Genomic DNA, 16,780 nt, shown 5'->3' on the forward strand with positions numbered 1-16,780 from the left:
CCCCGTCAGCTAGCGGCCGTGAATGAGGCGAAGATCTCGTAGCTGCAGCCACCCGCGCGCTCTGTGACCGTGATGGTGACGCTGTTCTCGTCCCTGCTGAAGGCCAGGGCGCTCGACCCTGCCGCTGCTGGCGCCACAACGTCGTAGAGGCCGAGCTGGGCAAACGTCGTTCGGTAGTAACCGAGCACATCGGTGCCGGTGAGGGTCGACCTGGCGGTGAGTGTCGCGTGCAGCCTGGCGCCCTCCGACGACACTGAACTGCCGGAAATCGTGGAATCGGGGGCGGTGCCGATCACCGCAGACGGGAAGCCGTCGACGAGGCCGCCATCCGCGCTCTTCGAGGCGGGAAGTGGGAGGGATACCAGCACGGGCGGCGGCTTCGACTGCGGAAGCGAGGTCGACGGCGGGCTGGCCGGGGGCAGCACCTCTGTCGAATACCGCGTGCCGGGGTCGCCGGCGCCAGGCGTCGCCGCAGTGTCGTCCGGTATGCCATCCGGTGCAGGGGCCGGGGTGTTCGTGTTCGGATCATCGGCGATGGCGCCCGCCGCGGTGGGCGGTGGCGACGACGGCGCCGCCGAAGCCGGCGTCTGGACCTCTGCACCGGCATCCGTGCTGGAGGTGCCCTGCTGCGCAGCGACGATGACGCCGCCCATAATGAGTACGGCAGCGGCTCCTCCCGCAATGATGACGATGCGTCGATTCATATGCGCGGCCCAACCAATCTGAGTTCGCCCCTGTCTGCCTCGAAGGTGTCGCCCGTCGCAGGGCACGTGAACTGGTCACCCTCGCCCGCCACCAGGGGCACGCCTGCGCGCCCGACCCAGCCGATCTGCCTGGCAGGGACGCCGGCCACGATGGCGAAGTCGGGAACATCCGTCGTCACGACGGCACCGGCGGCAACGAGGGACCAGCGACCGATCATGACCGGTGCGACGCACACGGCGCGGGCACCGATGGATGCCCCTGTACCGACCATCACGCCGACCATGCGCCAGTCTTCCGCGCCCTTGCGCGACCCGTCGGCATTGATCGCCCTCGGATACTCATCATTCGTGAAGATGACTCCCGGGCCAACGAAGACCCCGTCTTCGAGAACGGCCGGCTCATAGACCAGGGCGTAATTCTGGATCTTGCAGTTGCGCCCGACGACCACGCCAGGGCCGATGTACGCGCCCCTGCCGAGGATGCACCCCTCCCCGACGTGGGCGTTCTCCCTGATCTGAACGAGGTGCCAAACCAGGGCGTCGTCACCGACGATGGCCGTCGGGTCGACGTCAGCCGTTGGTGCGATCATGGCGGGATTCTCTGTCATGCGCGGCATTCCCCACATAGTCCAAATGTCATTTCACGGGTGCGCTAGTAGGCGCCGGTTGGATTGGTGAGCACGCGTACCGTGCGCCAGAGGATCATCAGGTCGCCCATGAGCGACCAGTTCTCGACGTAGTACAGGTCGAGACGAACGCTCTCCTCCCAATCGAGGTTCGAGCGACCGTTCACCTGCCACATCCCGGTCAGTCCTGGCTTGATGTAGAGCCGGCGATGCACGTGCGTCTCGTACCCGGCGACCTCGGTGAGCAGCGGTGGACGGGGCCCGACGAGACTCATCTCGCCGATGAACACGTTCCACAGCTGCGGGAACTCATCGATGGAGTACTTGCGGATCACCCGTCCAAGCCGCGTGATCCTGGGGTCGTTGCGAATCTTGAACAACACCCCAGACCCCTCGTTCGCCGCGCGCAGGGCATCAAGGTCGCTCTCCGCCGATGTCACCATCGACCGAAACTTGATCATCCTGAACGTCTTGCCGTTCCGGCCGCAGCGCTCCTGTGTGAACAGTGCAGGGCCAGGACTGTCCAGCCGGATCAGCAGCCCGACGACCAGGAAGGCGGGGAGGAGCAGCAGGAGCGCTGCGCCAGACGCCACAACGTCGAGGGTGCGCTTCAAGTCATGCTTGACGCCCTCAAAGTGCGGGATCTCCACGTGAATGAGAGGAAGGCCGTCAACGGGACGGAAGTGAATTCGCGGCCCAGCGACATCCGTCAGCCTGCTCGAGAGCACGAGCTCAGCCGACGTGCGCTCAAGCTCCCACCCCAGATTGCGGATGAAAGAGCCGCCGCCACCTGGCAGGCCGGCGACGATCACCGTGTCGACGCCCAGCGAGGAGACGGCATCGGCGACCGATTCGAAGGTAGCGACAACGGGCACCCGCTTGGTGCCGGTGTGGATGCTGGTCTTCGCTGAGTCGTCGAGGGCGACGCCGACGACATAGTACGCAGCCCCCGATTTCTGTTCGATCTGGGTGACGACGTACTCGACGTCATCCTGATCGCCCACCACGATCACGCGGGAGAGATAGTGGCCGTAATGTCGCTGGTTGAGCAGCCACTTGCGCCACAGCCACCTGGACAGCACGAGCCCTGCGACGCCGAGGGGCAGCGCCAGGATGAAGTAGCCGCGTGCAATGTCGACCTGGAAGGCCAGGAAGCCGATGGACAGGCTTCCGAACGCCACGGCGCTCGCGTTGATGACCTGCTTGTATTCGGTTGCTCCAACACCGATCACTCGCGAGTCCCGCGTGCGGAACACGGCAAGCGAGAAGATCCAGGTGGCAATGATCAGGAGCGAAATAACCCAGTAGCCGGTGGCCACCGCCCCCGCTGTTGCGGCCGTCGCCGTTTCGGAGACGCCGAAACGAACGAACAGCGCGACGGCGACCGCGATCGCGATAATGAGGCTGTCGGTCACCCGCAGCTTTCTGCGGTATCGCTTCGCCCAGCGCAATCCTGAGATCTGGGAGTCGATGGTGAACGGCGGCGCCGTCGGGCTCGGAGTGTCGACGAGCGTCAGCTTCGCCATGCGGCCGAATGGCAGGGTGCCGGCCAAGGGCAGGCTTGGTTCCAGTTCGCTCATGCTGGACTCACCTCAGGGCGAGGGGTTCCAGGGCGGTCCGGGTTGGAGTGGATGAAGCCGGATGGGGTGGATCCGGTATTTGTCGGTCGACAAAGTAGCCGACTCGTCACAGACGTAGTCACTTTTTTAGTTCCCTGCATTTCGGGTTTACAGGTTCAAAATGGGCAATGGTGTCGTACGGATGGAGCGGGTGATTTTTCCCGTGCGGGTGCACGGCAGGCGCGCCTCTAGGGAAGGTGCGAATGAGTGGAGCCAAGAACGTGATGCATTCTCAGCTCCGCATGTGCCGACCATAGCGCGAGTCTGGAAACCCCGCTGTCACCTCATCGGGGGGTGGCGAGTGGGGGAGGCGTCGCGGTGGGGCACGGAAGATTCAGGCGTCCTGACCAGCCTGTTTGGACATCCGCTTGTCTTTTCGCGCCTGCTTCGCGGCGGCGTCGTCGGTCTTCATGATCGCCCTGGTCTCCGTCGTGTCTCCGATCACGGGCCGCAGCCAGCGCGCTGACGGGTCGGAATCGATCAGGATCATCCGGGCCAGGAGCGTGAGCGGAATGGCGAGGATGGCGCCGATCGGACCGATGATGACGGCCCAGAACAGCACGGAGAAGAACGTGAGCGTCTGGCTGAGGGCGACGGCGTTGCCGACGACCCGTGGCTGGATGATGGACTGCACAACGGCATTGATCACGCCGTAGACGACGACAACGGCCACGACCGTCGGCCAGCCGCCGACCAGGAAACCGAAAACGAGCGGCGGGATGATGGCGAAGAAGTAGCCGATATTCGGAATGAAGCTGCAGAGGAACGCGAGCAATCCCCACAGGAGTGCGGCCGGCACCTGCATGATCCACAGGGCCAGCGCGTTCAGGGCGCCCTGGACAACGCCAAGCACGGTCGTCACGACCATGTAGCGGCGCACATTGCTCGCGAACGAGACGATGGCGGTGGCAAACGCCGGGCGGCGCGTGCCGAGCTGCCGCAGGATGGTCGGGACATATACGGCATCCGCCGACATCAGGATCAGCATGGTGAGGACGATGACGAGTGCGCCGGTGATGCTGAACACGCTGCCGAGGATTCCTGAGGCGAAGCTGACGATGCTACTCGGGTCGAATCCAGATGCGATCTCCTGGATCTGCTCCTGACCGATGCCGATGCTCGACAGCCAGGAGGTGAGGGTCGTGCCGATGGCTGCCAGTTGCTCTGAGTATTGGGGCAGCATGCTGGCGAATTGGGCGAACGCGATGATCACCGTGTACGTGAACCCGGCCAGGAGTAGGAAGACGACCACGATGACCGAGCCTGTCGCGATGCCATGCGGAACGCCCCGCTTCTCCAGGCCGGTACGCACGGGTTGGGCGCAAATGGTGAGGATGAGCGTGAGGAGGACGGGGGCCAGGATCCCGCGAATGCCGCTGATCCCGGCCGCCGTCACGGTTGCGGCTGCGAGGGCAACGAGAATGATCGTCGCGCGGGGATAGCGGCCGGAGAGCCCTCCGCCCTGCGGCGGGTCTGCAGGTAGCGCTGGCGGTGCTGAGGGAGATGCCGTGTGTCGAGGCGCTGCCGGAGGTGCGGCCTGACGCGCGGTCGGCGGTGCGGTCGGAAGCGCAGCCCGCCGGGCAGGTGGCTGTACAGACCCGGCCGGTGTTGCCTCTGCCGGTGCTGCCTCTGTCATGGTGAGTCCTCTCGCTCGTCCGGTACGTGGGTACCGGCTGGCTGAACGGATGCTCGTGAACGCCGGCTACGCGTCCAGTGCTTCACGGCCAGATGCTGCGACAAGAGGAACTGGGATGTCGCTGGTTCAGTATGGCGCAGCGATACGGCCGCGGGAAGGATGCTTAGCGGTATCCTCACTACTCAACACGCGATTTTCTTGCTGGTTCTCGGTGATTTTTGGCGACGAGGGGTGCGCTCGATGCTGCAGGCAATTGGTCAGCTCCTGCCGATCGCCGTCGCGGTCGCGCTCAGTTCGGTTCCCATCACAGCCACGATCATCCTGCTGCTCTCGCCCAACCGGGATCGGTCTGCGATTCCGTTTCTCATCGGGTGGGTGGTGGGCGTCGCAGGTGTGCTCATCCTGTTCGCACTGGGTGCAGCCCTCCTGCCGCCCTCATCGACGAAGCATCAGGATCTCGGTATCGCCATCATCCAGATCGTGATTGGTTCTGCCCTGGTGATCTTCGCCGTCATTCTCTGGCGGCGCACTCGCCACAAGCCCACCAGTGCGTTGCCCAAGTGGCTGAACGCCGTGGGATCAATGGGCCCGGCGTCGTCAATGGGGCTGGCATTCGGGCTGAACCTACGGCCGAAAGGCCTGCTCCTCAGCGCTGCCGGGGGGTTGGTGCTCAGTGGAGAACCGCTGACACCGGCCGGAGCGGTCGTCGTCGTCACGATCTACGTCGTGATCGCGACATCAACGGTTGCCGTGCCGATCATCGTCACGCTGGCCGCGCCTAAGAAGATGGAACCGCGCCTGGTCTCTGCGCGGGAATGGATGATCCGAAACAATGCCACGGTGACAACGCTGATCATGATCATGATCGGCGTCGTCATCATCGGGGCGGGACTGACGAATCTGTGATCGCGTAGTCATCGCCGGCCCGCAGCTGATCTGGCCAATGGGCGATCCGAGTCTGATCAGGCCACGGGTGCGCGCTGCGCCAGCATGCTCCGCGCGAAGAAGGCGGCCAGCTCGTCAGTCGCCGACAGCGGCAGTACGTGCGCGACGTACTGGTCGGGGCGAACGACGACGACGCAGCCGGCGCGATCGATGTCGCGTTCGTCGAAGATGTCGTTTGCAGGGTCGACCGCATAGACCTTCTCGTAGTCGATGAGTTGGAATGGGCCGCCCGTTGGCCGGAAGATCGGCGGCACCTGGCCGAAATCCACCGCGTCGTGCGTCTGCTGGTAGACGACCTTGACGTCGAACACGCTGTCGACGTCGGCATCCGTCGGCGTGAATGTTGCGACGGGGGAGTCGGGAGAGGTGGCAAGCCACTCTGCCCAGTCGGTGAGCGCCGAACGTTCTCCCGAGGCCGGAGCGTCGGCGAACACGTAGAGTCTCCAGCGTCCATCCGCTCGGTGATGATGACCGAGGTGCACAGGATTGGCGTCGGCGACGCGCACCGCACGCGCCGATTTGAAGCGCTTTCCGATCGGGAACCCGGTCGCGAACTGCTGATGGGTCGCATCGCCCGTCAGCATGGATGGCCCGTACTGCGTCGAGAACCCGGAGGGGAACTCGGCTGTCTCAAGATAGAACTCACCCAGCGCCTCAGGGCTCTCGAACTCTTCGGGTTTCTTGGCCAGCATCGCCGCCCATTCACGATCGAAGTCGATGAGGTACTGGGCGATGATCTGGCGTTCCCCTGAGTAGGTGTCCAACAGCGTCTCAGGGCTTCGGCCTTCGAGCACCTGGGCGAGCTTCCAGCCGAGGTTGAAGGCGTCCTGCATCGACACGTTCATGCCCTGGCCGGCTTTGGCGCTGTGCGTGTGGCAGGCGTCGCCTGCGATGAAAACGCGCGGTGAGCGGATGCCGGCGAGTTCCACCGGCACATCGTCGAACTTCTCGGTGAGGCGGTGGGCTACTTCGTAGACGCTGAACCACGCGACATCGCGTACATCGAGGGTGTACGGATTGAGGATCTCGTTCGCCCTTTCGATGGTCTGCTCGATGGTCGTCTCACGCACTGCCCCGTTGTCGCCGGCGGCGACTTCACCGAGATCGACGTACATGCGGAAGAGGTATCCGCCCTCGCGGGGGATCAGCAGGATGCTGCCGTTCTCGGACTGGATGGCGCACTTGGTCCTGATGTCGGGGAAATCAGTGACAGAGAGGGTGTCCATGACGCCCCAGGCGTGAAACGACTGGTCGCCCATGAGCTTCTGCCCGATGGACTCGCGCACGGCGCTGCGTGCGCCGTCGCAGCCGACGACATATTTCGCAAGGACGACACGCTCGTCTCCCTCGTGCTCACCTGTGGTGTGACGAAGCGTCACGGCGACTGGGAATTCCTCCCCTTCGGTGACCGTGTGTGAGACGAACTCGTACCCGAAATCCGGCGAGACGCGCGCCGGCCCGTAGGCGGCCGCTTCGGTGAAGTAGTCGAGGACTCGCGCCTGGTTCACGATCAGGTGTGGGAACTCGCTGATGCCGCGCGGGTCGTCGTCGGTGCGCTGGGTGCGGATGATCCGCGATGAATCCGATGGATCCGGTCGCCAGAAATTCATGGCGGTCAGCTGGAAGGCCTCGGCAACGATGCGCTCTGCGAAGCCGAACGCCTGGAAGGTCTCGACGCTGCGGGCCTGGATGCCGTCAGCCTGTCCGACGGCGAGACGCCCTGGGCGCCTCTCGATGAGGCGCGTCGTGATGGTGGGGAATTGCGACAGCTGCGCAGCGAGGAGCATGCCGGCCGGGCCTGACCCGACGATGAGAACGTCCATCTCATCGGGAAGCTCTGATGAACGATTCAGGCCGACCCCGGCCGCAGGGCTGATCCGTGGATTCTCGGAAACATAGCCATAGTTATGGAACTGCACTGTGGGGATCCTCTCTCAACTGCGCTGTTGAGGCTTGTCGCGCCCGTGCCATTGTTCTATAGTCGAACACGGAATTCTATTACTGGTCCGATCATAGAGAGCCAAACGGATGCTGCACAAGCATCCGCTGACGAACCGAACGTTGGAGGATGCCATGGCGGTCAGCACTGGTACCACCGGTAGCGGACAGGCCGCGGCCAGCGCGCCAGCGTCGCAAACGTTGAGTCGCGGCATCCGAATTCTCGAGATCCTCGCGGACGAGCGCGCGCCGCTCGCGATCGACGAGATTGCGCGTCGGCTGGATGTGCACCGCTCGATCGCGTATCGGCTGCTGCGCACGCTGGAGGATCACGGGCTCGTCGCTCGGGATTCCGCCGGCCGCATCGCCCTCGGCGCGCGCATGGCCGTGCTCGCCGCCGGAGTCGCCCATGACCTTCAATCGGCTGCCCTGCCAGAGCTCACGGCCGTCGCGAATGAACTGGGCATGACGTGTTTCCTTGCGGTCCTCGACACCGATCGTTGCATCACGCTGGCCAGCGTCGAGCCGCATCACACCGATGCCGCGGTCGTCCAGCGTCCTGGTGCGCGGCATCCCGTGACCACGGGAGCCCCCGGCAAGGCGATCCTGTCGATTCTTCCCCGCTCTGAATGGCCGGCCGATGTTTCGGAGCGCCTGCGCGAGGAGGTTGTGCAGGCAACTACCCAAGGCTATGCAACGAGCCACGACGAGGTGATCCAGGCCGTTCGATCGGTCGCCGTTCCGCTCTCGCTCCGTGGCCAGCGTCCGGCGGCAATCGCCGTCGTGTACCTGGCGCAGGAAACTGACCCGGAACGGATCGCGTCGAGTCTGCAGCGCGCAGCGCGGCTCATCCGCTCGGCCATCGAAGGCTGACAACGGCGCCGACTGTTACCGGTCGTTCGCGATGCTGAGCACGGCGAAGAGATCGCACTGCACCAACGAACCCCCGTCGAGCTCGGCGGCAATGCACTGGCGTGCGGGGCGGTTCTCCGGGTCGGGGAACATGGCGACCCGCCCTCGGCATCGTCGTCGCGGTCACGGTAGTCGGCGAGCCACAGGGTCATCTTCAGGATGTCGGTCGTACGAGTGGGATGCCGCCGACATCGGAAGCCACACCGTGCGTGTCAGGGCAACGGACGCTGCCGGAAACGTGCAGCCAGAAGTACCGCCATGAAATCGGCAACAACGCCGTCGAGGTGGTCCACTTCGACGTCATCTGAAGAATCGAAGCATGGATGCCCTAGCCGAATCCGCCCATCGCGGATGCATAACTCCTGCAGAATGGCGCTCCGGTCGGCAGCTCCGGCATGATTCGGAGGCGGCAATCGATTGCGACCACAGATCGCAGGAGTTATGCGTGCCGGGATCGGTGTACTGGGACGAATGAGGGCAGCGAGACCGGAACAACTACTGGCCAGATGTCTATCCGACCGGGATTCGGGCACAAAAAAAGGCCACCCCCCAGTAGAAGCCTGGAGAATGGCCAAGTGGCTCCGACGGGCGTCGATCCCGTGACCTCTCGATTTTCAGTCGAACGCTCTACCAACTGAGCTACAGAGCCTTGAGAAACAAACTTCGAGAAGCCGCTTCCTAAGAGAAAAGCCCTCCGTTTTACGGAAGGGCTTTTCACTTTTGCGACCCTGACGGGACTTGAACCCGCGACCTCCGCCGTGACAGGGCGGCACGCTAACCAACTGCGCTACAGGGCCTCGATGTGAAACCATATTACTTTATTAAATTGTGTGACCCCAACGGGATTCGAACCCGTGCTGCCGCCGTGAAAGGGCGGTGTCCTAGGCCACTAAACGATGGGGCCGTGGCTGTCATCAGCTGATGACTTCCGACGCATAAGCATACGATTAGATTGCCCGATAGTTCAAATCGAGCGCCACCGGCGTGTCGCTTTTGGGCCCGAATGCCGCATATGTGCGTAGATAAGTCCCGGTCAGGGCGCTTTTATTTCTCTCAAACTAATTTCTGAAATTCCACCGCGCCCGCGAATGACCCGGTTGCAGCAGTGCACGCGGGTTAGATTCGTTTGCATTGGCGTGTGCCCGAGCCCGCTGTTGTTACTGTGAAGAGAGTTGCCACTGTGACAGAAGTGTTCACGAGGGCCTGATCGGGGAGTTATGAGTCGCACCAGTTCACCAATCGAGCGCGGAGCGCAGGTCAGCCTGCTGGGACCCATCATTGGTGCGGCACGAATCCGTCGCCGCCGTATGTTTTCCGCCACAGCGGTACTGGCCGCACTTGCCCTGGTATCAACCCTCACCACTCCGGCCTCGCCGGCGTTGGCCGTCGAGTACCCCACCTGGGGCGACCTGCAGAGCGCGAAGTCCAACACCCAGGCTGCAGAAGCCAAGGTCTCCGAGATTCAGGATCTCATTGCCGGCCTCGCCGTCGAGGTAGCTGCGACCCAGGCAGAGTCAGAGGCCCGCGGCCTTGAACTTCAGATCGCCCAGGAGAAGTTTGACGACGCTGCTCTTCGCGCCGACAATCTCCAGGCCGAAGCGGATGCCAGCCAACTGGCCGCAGACGCCGCAAGCAAGCAGGCCGGGCAGCTGGCCGCGCAGCTGTACCGCACGGGCGGCACTGACCTCAGCGTGAACCTCTTCCTCGATGAGCAGAAGTCGGGTGCGGGCGCAGACGAATTGCTTGCAAAGCTCGGCAGCATGTCGAAGCTGGTGGAGCGTAGCAGCGAGACCTATACCAAGGCCCAGGCGGCCAAGAACAACGCGCAGTCGCTGGGAGACCAGGCCAAGGTTGCCCAGGCAGAGCGCGAGAGCCTGCGCGTCGTCGCAGAGAGTGCCCTCGTTGCAGCCCAGGCCGCAGCAGACGCGGCGGCGGAGGCCCTGGCCGTGTCAGAAGCCAAGAGCATCGAACTCGACCAGCAGCTGAAGTTCATGCGCGACACGGAAGCAACCACGGCTACGGCCTATCAGGCGGGCGTTGTGGAACGCGCACGGCTGGAGAAGGAAGCACGTGACAGAGCTGCTGCTGAGGCGGCAGCCAACTCAGGTGGCGGGGGAGGCGGAGGCGGCTCCAGCACAGCTGGACCTGGACTGGGCGGTGGATTCATCAGCGATTCTGGCTGGGCGGTTCCGTCCAGCGGTCGCATCACCGACGTTTTTGGTCCTCGGCAGGTCATCTGCGGTAGCCAGGGCTGCAGCGGCGGGTACCACTACGCCACAGACCTCGGTGCCGGGTGCGGCTCGCCGATCTATGCCGCAGCTGCCGGCACCGTCGAATACGCCGGACGCTTCGGAACCTACGGAAACTTCGTGCTGATCAACAACGGCAACGGTGTGAGCACCGGATACGCCCACATTCGCGATGGCGGCATTTTTGTCAGCAACGGCCAGAGCGTCAGCGCAGGCCAGAACATCGCAAGCGTCGGCATGACAGGCGCAGCAGACGGATGCCACCTGCACTTCGAGGTGCGGATCAGCGGTAACCGCATCGACCCAGTCCCGTTCATGGCTGACCGAGGAGCAGGACTTGGCTAACACGCGCAAACGTCCACGGATCAAGCCAGCGGCGCTGCTGTCTGCGATGGCGATCGGAGCGGTCACCGCTTCCATCGGCCTCACGGCGCCGGTCGCGTATGCCGATCAGGGCTACCCGAGCTGGGATGACGTTCAGAAGGCCAAGCAGAGCGAGGCCACCAAGAAGGCGCAGATCGCTGAGATCGGCACGCTGCTGGCGGGATTGCAGACTGCTGCAGACAGCGCGTCCAAGGAGTCGCAGAAGGCGGCTGAGGCCTACCGGGTGACCCTCGACCAGCTCGATGCCGCAACAGCCAAGGAAAAGAGCCTGGCCAAGCAGGCGGCATCCGCCAAGACCAAGGCAGAGACGTCGAAGCTGCGTGCCGGACTGATCGCGGCGCACCTGGCAAAGACGGGCGCGCAGGACCTGTCGCTGAACCTGTTCCTCAACGGCGGGTCTGCCTCTGATCTGCTGCACCAGCTCGGCACGGCCAGCAAGTTGAGTGAACAGTCCCAGACGATCTATCAAGAGGCGATCCAGGACCAGAACAGCGCTGAATCGCTCGGTGACCAGGCCGCATCGGCCACCGTCGAGCGCGAGAAGCTCACGCGCGATTCTCGATCACGGTTCGACGACGCGAGTACCTCTGCCCAGGCCGCACAGTCAGCCCTTGAAACACAGCAGAAGAAGTCGAGTGAGCTCTTCGAGCAGCTCGCTCTCCTGAAGGACACAACGGCCGAGGCCGAACGCGCGCACCAGGCAGGTCTCGACGCCGCCGCAGCCGCCAAAGCACTGGCTGACGCGCAGGCAGCAGCCCCGAAGCCCTCCACGCCCTCAACCGGTGGCAACACCGGCGGCAACACCGGTGGGAACACGGGCGGCGGTTCTCCGGCGCCTGCTCCAGCCCCCGCGCCAGCTCCCGCTCCGGCACCTGCACCGGCGCCAGCTCCCGCACCCGCGCCCGCGCCGGCTCCGGCTCCAACCCCCAACGCCAGTGCAGTGGATACGGCGATCAGTTTCGCGAGAGAGCAGCTGGGCGACCGCTACCAGCTTGGGGGCTCAGGCCCGGACGCCTGGGACTGCTCAGGCCTGACCAAAGCGGCATATGCCGCCGCGGGAATTTACATCGGAACGCACTCAGCCACCGACCAGTACAACACGATGCGAAACCAGGGACGCCTCGTCCCGTTCTCCCAGGCACAGGTCGGCGACCTGGTGTTCTGGTGGGGCGGTCGAGACTACTACCACGTCGCGATCTACCTGGGCGGCGGCCAAATCCTCGAGGCGCCTGACATCGGCAAGCCGGTACGCATCCACTCGATCTGGGGCTGGGACGACGTCGCCGGATACGTCGGCCGCCCGTCAGGCTAGCCAACTACAGATGCAACAATGCCCCGCAGAGATTCTCTGCGGGGCATTGTTGTCGACTGGCGCACCTCCGATGAGGTGCTGAAGGCTAGTGGCCTTCTGCCGCCAGCTTCGCGATGCCGTCCAGGATGATCTGGTCGGCCTCAGCTGCGTCGCCCCAGCCTTCGGTCTTGACCCACTTGCCAGGCTCAAGGTCCTTGTAGTGCTCGAAGAAGTGCTCGATTTCCTTGCGGGTGTACTCCGGGATGTCGTTGACGTCCTGGATGTGATCCCAACGCGGGTCACCAGCGGGAACGGCGATGACCTTGGCGTCTGAGCCACCGTCATCCGTCATGTTGAACACGGCGACGGGACGAACCGACACGCCAACACCGGGGAACAGCGGGTAGTCGAGCAGCACCAGCACGTCAACGGGGTCACCGTCGAGGCCGAGCGTGTTCTCGAAGTAGCCGTAGTCGGTGGGGTACACGAAGGTCGTGTAGAGCACGCGATCGAGGTACACCCGACCGGTCTCGTGGTCTACTTCGTACTTGTTGCGGCTTCCACGCGGGATTTCGATAACTGCGTCATATGCGGCCATGGCCAGATTTCTCCTTTGGTTACGTCCTGCCCGGCGTTCAATGTCCACCAGACCGGACTACGTGCTCGAAGTCTGCGGATAACGTTACTGGATGGAGTCCGAACGCCGCCCCCGCCTCAGCCCCGCAATTGCCGACGTACGCCGAATGGTGCGCGAGGCGTTGCCAGCGGCCGACAGTCTCGTGCTCGTCGGGTTGAGCGGAGGCGCAGACTCGCTGGCCCTTGCCGCCGCCACCGCATTTGAAGGGGCACGAGCCGGGGTGAAAGCCGGCGCCGTGATCGTCGATCACGCACTTCAGGACGGGTCAGCGGATGTCGCAGCCGCGGCCGCCAGGCAGGCAGAGGCCCTCGGACTCGACCCCGTTATCGTGCAGAGAGTCACCGTTGCCACCGACCCAGGGGGAGAGGGCCCTGAGGGCGCGGCACGATCCGCGCGCTATGCGGCCTTCGAACAGGCCATGGACGAGACGGGCGCATCGGCGCTGCTGCTCGGACATACCCTCGACGACCAGGCGGAAACCGTGTTGCTCGGCCTCGCGCGGGGCGCCGGGGCCGGCAGCCTGCAGGGCATGGCGGCCGCAAGCGGTCGGTACCTGCGTCCACTGCTCGGCATCCGTCGGGACCAGACGCGACAGTTCTGTGTCGACTCCGGCCTCGTCGCGTGGAACGACCCGCAGAATGCCGACCAGCGATACGCGAGGGTGCGTGTGCGCGAAACCGTGCTGCCGGTCATGGAGGCCGAGCTCGGGCCGGGCGTGGCAGAGGCCCTCGCCAGGACGGCAGTCCAGCTGCGTGAAGACTCAGCAGCCCTCGACGCCATCGTGCTCGAATTCATCGAGGAGATCTGCGAACCCGCTGAGGCCGGGATCGCCGTGTCAGTGGGTGCGCTCGAGGCGAACCCCCCAGCTCTCCGGCAGCGGATCATCCGCTTCGTCGTTGAGAGCGAATTCGGAATCTCACTGGAACGCGTGCACACGCTCGCCGTTTCCCGGCTGATCACCGATTGGCACGGACAGAAGGCACTCGACCTCCCAGGCGTTAGAGTTATCAGGCAGGACGGGCTGCTCGTGTTTACCGCGCAGCACTAGACGTTGATGCGGTAGAGCCGCACCGCTTCGAATCGAGTCGAGCAAAGGAAATTTCCGTTCCATGGAACCACGCGACATTGAAGGCGACCTCACCGAGATTCTGATCGACGAGGAGCAGATTCGCACCAAGCTCGCGGAGCTCGCACGTCGGATCGAAGCCGACTACGCAGGCAAAGACCTGCTTCTCGTTGGCGTGCTGAAGGGCGCGGTCATGGTCATGGCCGACCTGGCCCGCGAATTGCAGCACCCTGTCACGATGGACTGGATGGCTGTCAGCTCGTATGGCTCAGGCACCCAGTCGAGCGGCGTCGTGCGCATCCTCAAGGACCTCGACACCGACCTCACCGGTCGCAACGTGCTCATCGTCGAAGACATCATCGACTCCGGCCTGACGCTGTCATGGCTGATGGCCAACCTCAACTCGCGCGGCCCGGCATCCATTGAAATCTGCGCCCTGCTCCGTAAGCCTGAAGCGGCTCGCGTTGAGATTGACGTCAAGTACTTCGGCTTCGACATTCCGAACAAGTTCGTCGTTGGCTACGGCCTCGATTACAACGAGAAGTACCGCAACCTGCGCTCGATCGGGATTCTGGCTCCGCACGTTTACTCGTAGGGCGGAGACGGCCTGACGGCCTCCTCAGCAAACGAACAGCGGCCTCCCCGACCACGGACGAGGCCGCTTTGTCGGATGAAGTGGGCAATTTTCAGATTCCAGTTCATCCCACGGCGAACATACGGCGAGCATTCAGGGCTGTGACGGTAGCCTGTGAGAACCATGAACGTCAAGAAGCTACTGCGCGGGCCGCTCCTCTACATTGTTCTCGCCGTCATCGCCGTGTGGGTGGGCTCCAGCCTCCTCACCATGTCGGGATTCAAAGAGATCTCCACCCAACAGGGACTTGAGTTCCTGAAGGACGGCAAGGTGGCAGAGGCCACCATTGTCGACGGCGAACAACGCGTCGACCTCACACTCACCAAAGCCGACGAAAAGCTCGGCAACCAGGTGCAGTTCTACTACGTTGCACCGCGCGGAACTGAGGTTGTCGAGGCGGTGACCGCAGCGAACCCGAAGGACGGCTTCACCGACGAGGTGCCGCAGGCCAACTGGTTCCTGTCGCTGCTCGGCATCCTGCTGCCCGTGCTGCTGATCGGTGTGTTCTTCTGGCTGATGCTGTCTGGCATGCAGGGCGGCGGCAACAAGGTCATGCAGTTCGGCAAGTCAAAGGCCAAGCTGGTCTCCAAGGAGAGCCCGCAGGTCACATTTGCGGATGTCGCCGGTGCTGATGAAGCCATCGAAGAACTGCAGGAGATCAAGGACTTCCTCAAGGAGCCCGCGAAATTCCAGGCCGTTGGTGCCCGGATCCCGAAGGGGGTACTGCTGTACGGCCCCCCAGGAACCGGTAAGACCCTGCTCGCCCGCGCTGTTGCCGGCGAAGCTGGCGTTCCCTTCTACTCGATTTCCGGCTCTGACTTCGTCGAGATGTTCGTCGGTGTCGGTGCGAGCCGCGTTCGCGACCTGTTCCAGCAGGCCAAGGAGAACGCCCCCGCGATCATCTTCATCGATGAGATCGATGCCGTCGGTCGTCACCGTGGCGCCGGTATGGGTGGTGGCCACGACGAGCGTGAGCAGACGCTCAACCAGCTGCTGGTTGAGATGGACGGCTTCGACGTCAAGGCCAACGTCATCCTGATCGCCGCGACGAACCGCCCTGACATCCTCGACCCAGCGCTGCTGCGCCCCGGTCGCTTCGACCGCCAGATCGGCGTCGACGCGCCCGACATGCTCGGCCGCAAGCGCATCCTCGAGGTGCACGCCAAGGGCAAGCCCATGGCGCAGGGTGTCGACCTTGAAGTTCTGGCACGCAAGACGCCGGGCTTCACCGGTGCAGACCTGGCCAACGTGCTCAACGAGGCCGCATTGCTCACCGCGCGCTCGAACGCCCAGCTCATCGACAACCGCGCCCTCGACGAGGCCGTTGACCGCGTCATGGCCGGTCCGCAGCGTCGCACGCGCATCATGCGCGACCAGGAGAAGCTGATCACCGCGTATCACGAGGGTGGACACGCCCTGGTGGCCACCGCGATGAACAACACCGACCCCGTGACCAAGATCACGATCCTCCCGCGCGGACGAGCGCTCGGCTACACGATGGTCATGCCGCTCGAAGACCGGTACTCCGTCTCACGCAACGAGCTCCTCGACCAGCTGGCGTATGCCATGGGTGGCCGCGTCGCAGAAGAGATCATCTTCCACGACCCGACGACCGGCGCATCAAACGACATCGAGAAGGCCACCTCAACGGCACGCAAGATGGTCACCGAGTTCGGCATGAGTGCCGCTGTCGGTCCGCTGAAGCTCGGCCAGGCATCCGGTGAGATGTTCCTCGGACGTGACATGGGCCACCAGCGTGACTACTCTGAGCGACTCGCTGAGCGTGTTGACACCGAGGTGCGCGAGCTTCTCGAGAGCGCGCATGACGAGGCGTACCTGGTGCTGAACGAGAACCGCGAGATCCTCGACACGCTGGCCGCAGCACTCCTCGAACACGAGACGCTCGACCAGACCGCACTCGCCGAGATCTTCGCCAATGTGAAGAAGCTGCCACCGCGCCCGCAGTGGCTCTCCAACGCAAAGCGCCCTGTCTCCGACATCCCGCCGATCAGCATGCCGACTCCGAAGGCGCCGATTGATGAGGGCGCCGTTGACGGCGGCATCGACAGCGGTGCAGGCGAGGCAGTTCCCCAGCCGAAGCGCGCCCCGAACCGCAACCCGCGCCCCGCGACCGCGTAG

14 protein-coding genes and 3 tRNA genes are annotated in these 16,780 nt (G+C 64.0%); 8 read left to right on the forward strand and 9 right to left on the reverse strand.

What is annotated here, in order from left to right:
• Positions 1–5: 5 nt before the first annotated feature.
• The 4 genes from AC25Y4_RS10915 to AC25Y4_RS10930 form a co-directional block, all read right to left on the reverse strand.
• Positions 6–704 carry a hypothetical protein gene (locus AC25Y4_RS10915; protein ID WP_488120411.1) on the reverse strand — a complete coding sequence of 233 codons (699 nt, stop codon included), beginning with the start codon at positions 702–704 and terminating at the stop codon, positions 6–8.
• Positions 701–1,312: an acyltransferase gene (locus AC25Y4_RS10920; RefSeq protein WP_488120412.1), complete on the reverse strand. Its 612-nt coding sequence runs from the start codon at positions 1,310–1,312 to the stop codon at positions 701–703. Before AC25Y4_RS10920 ends, AC25Y4_RS10915 begins: the two co-directional genes overlap by 4 nt.
• A 44-nt stretch (positions 1,313–1,356) precedes the next feature.
• Positions 1,357–2,910 (reverse strand): sugar transferase, encoded by a 1,554-nt coding sequence (locus AC25Y4_RS10925; protein ID WP_488120413.1) that lies wholly within the window; start codon positions 2,908–2,910, stop codon positions 1,357–1,359.
• A 373-nt stretch (positions 2,911–3,283) separates the two neighbouring features.
• Positions 3,284–4,585 (reverse strand): AI-2E family transporter, encoded by a 1,302-nt coding sequence (locus AC25Y4_RS10930; RefSeq protein ID WP_488120414.1) that lies wholly within the window; start codon positions 4,583–4,585, stop codon positions 3,284–3,286.
• Positions 4,586–4,825: 240 nt separating this feature from the next.
• Between AC25Y4_RS10930 and AC25Y4_RS10935 the strand changes: the two genes are divergently transcribed.
• Complete coding sequence (locus tag AC25Y4_RS10935) at positions 4,826–5,491, forward strand: GAP family protein (RefSeq protein ID WP_488120415.1); 666 nt, start codon at positions 4,826–4,828, stop codon at positions 5,489–5,491.
• A gap of 56 nt (positions 5,492–5,547) precedes the next feature.
• Here the strand turns inward: AC25Y4_RS10935 and AC25Y4_RS10940 are convergent, their stop codons facing one another.
• On the reverse strand, positions 5,548–7,449 hold the full coding sequence (locus tag AC25Y4_RS10940) for an FAD-binding monooxygenase (RefSeq protein WP_488120416.1): 1,902 nt from the start codon (positions 7,447–7,449) through the stop codon (positions 5,548–5,550).
• Between the two features lie 154 nt (positions 7,450–7,603).
• On the opposite strand from AC25Y4_RS10940, the gene AC25Y4_RS10945 reads away from it, so the two are divergent.
• On the forward strand, positions 7,604–8,341 hold the full coding sequence (locus AC25Y4_RS10945) for an IclR family transcriptional regulator (protein ID WP_488120417.1): 738 nt from the start codon (positions 7,604–7,606) through the stop codon (positions 8,339–8,341).
• A 218-nt stretch (positions 8,342–8,559) separates the two neighbouring features.
• Positions 8,560–8,688: a hypothetical protein gene (locus tag AC25Y4_RS10950; RefSeq protein ID WP_488120418.1), complete on the forward strand. Its 129-nt coding sequence runs from the start codon at positions 8,560–8,562 to the stop codon at positions 8,686–8,688.
• 268 nt (positions 8,689–8,956) lie between these two features.
• Here the strand turns inward: AC25Y4_RS10950 and AC25Y4_RS10955 are convergent.
• The 3 genes from AC25Y4_RS10955 to AC25Y4_RS10965 all read right to left on the reverse strand — a co-directional run bounded on the left by AC25Y4_RS10955 (position 8,957) and on the right by AC25Y4_RS10965 (position 9,284).
• Positions 8,957–9,029, reverse strand: a tRNA-Phe gene (locus AC25Y4_RS10955).
• 74 nt (positions 9,030–9,103) lie between these two features.
• Positions 9,104–9,177, reverse strand: a tRNA-Asp gene (locus tag AC25Y4_RS10960).
• Positions 9,178–9,211: 34 nt separating this feature from the next.
• Positions 9,212–9,284 (reverse strand) — tRNA-Glu (locus AC25Y4_RS10965).
• A gap of 313 nt (positions 9,285–9,597) precedes the next feature.
• On the opposite strand from AC25Y4_RS10965, the gene AC25Y4_RS10970 reads away from it, so the two are divergent.
• Both AC25Y4_RS10970 and AC25Y4_RS10975 read left to right on the forward strand, forming a co-directional pair.
• Positions 9,598–10,974 carry a peptidoglycan DD-metalloendopeptidase family protein gene (locus AC25Y4_RS10970; protein ID WP_488120419.1) on the forward strand — a complete coding sequence of 459 codons (1,377 nt, stop codon included), beginning with the start codon at positions 9,598–9,600 and terminating at the stop codon, positions 10,972–10,974.
• Positions 10,967–12,325 carry a C40 family peptidase gene (locus AC25Y4_RS10975; RefSeq protein WP_488120420.1) on the forward strand — a complete coding sequence of 453 codons (1,359 nt, stop codon included), beginning with the start codon at positions 10,967–10,969 and terminating at the stop codon, positions 12,323–12,325. The genes AC25Y4_RS10970 and AC25Y4_RS10975 overlap by 8 nt, the downstream gene beginning before the upstream one ends.
• An 85-nt stretch (positions 12,326–12,410) precedes the next feature.
• Here the strand turns inward: AC25Y4_RS10975 and ppa are convergent, their stop codons facing one another.
• Complete coding sequence (ppa, locus tag AC25Y4_RS10980; protein ID WP_488120421.1) at positions 12,411–12,902, reverse strand: inorganic diphosphatase; 492 nt, start codon at positions 12,900–12,902, stop codon at positions 12,411–12,413.
• Between the two features lie 91 nt (positions 12,903–12,993).
• Here ppa and tilS point away from each other — a divergent pair, with 91 nt between their 5' ends.
• From tilS to ftsH, 3 genes are all read left to right on the forward strand, one after another.
• Positions 12,994–13,989 carry a tRNA lysidine(34) synthetase TilS gene (tilS, locus tag AC25Y4_RS10985; RefSeq protein WP_488120422.1) on the forward strand — a complete coding sequence of 332 codons (996 nt, stop codon included), beginning with the start codon at positions 12,994–12,996 and terminating at the stop codon, positions 13,987–13,989.
• Positions 13,990–14,050: 61 nt separating this feature from the next.
• Positions 14,051–14,602, forward strand: a complete 552-nt coding sequence (hpt, locus tag AC25Y4_RS10990) for a hypoxanthine phosphoribosyltransferase (protein ID WP_488120423.1) — start codon at positions 14,051–14,053, stop codon at positions 14,600–14,602.
• A gap of 162 nt (positions 14,603–14,764) precedes the next feature.
• The gene (ftsH, locus tag AC25Y4_RS10995; protein ID WP_488120424.1) at positions 14,765–16,780 is read left to right on the forward strand and encodes an ATP-dependent zinc metalloprotease FtsH; all 2,016 of its coding nucleotides are present in this window, start codon (positions 14,765–14,767) and stop codon (positions 16,778–16,780) included.

The sequence above is a fragment of the Leifsonia sp. Y878 genome, from assembly GCF_057669685.1.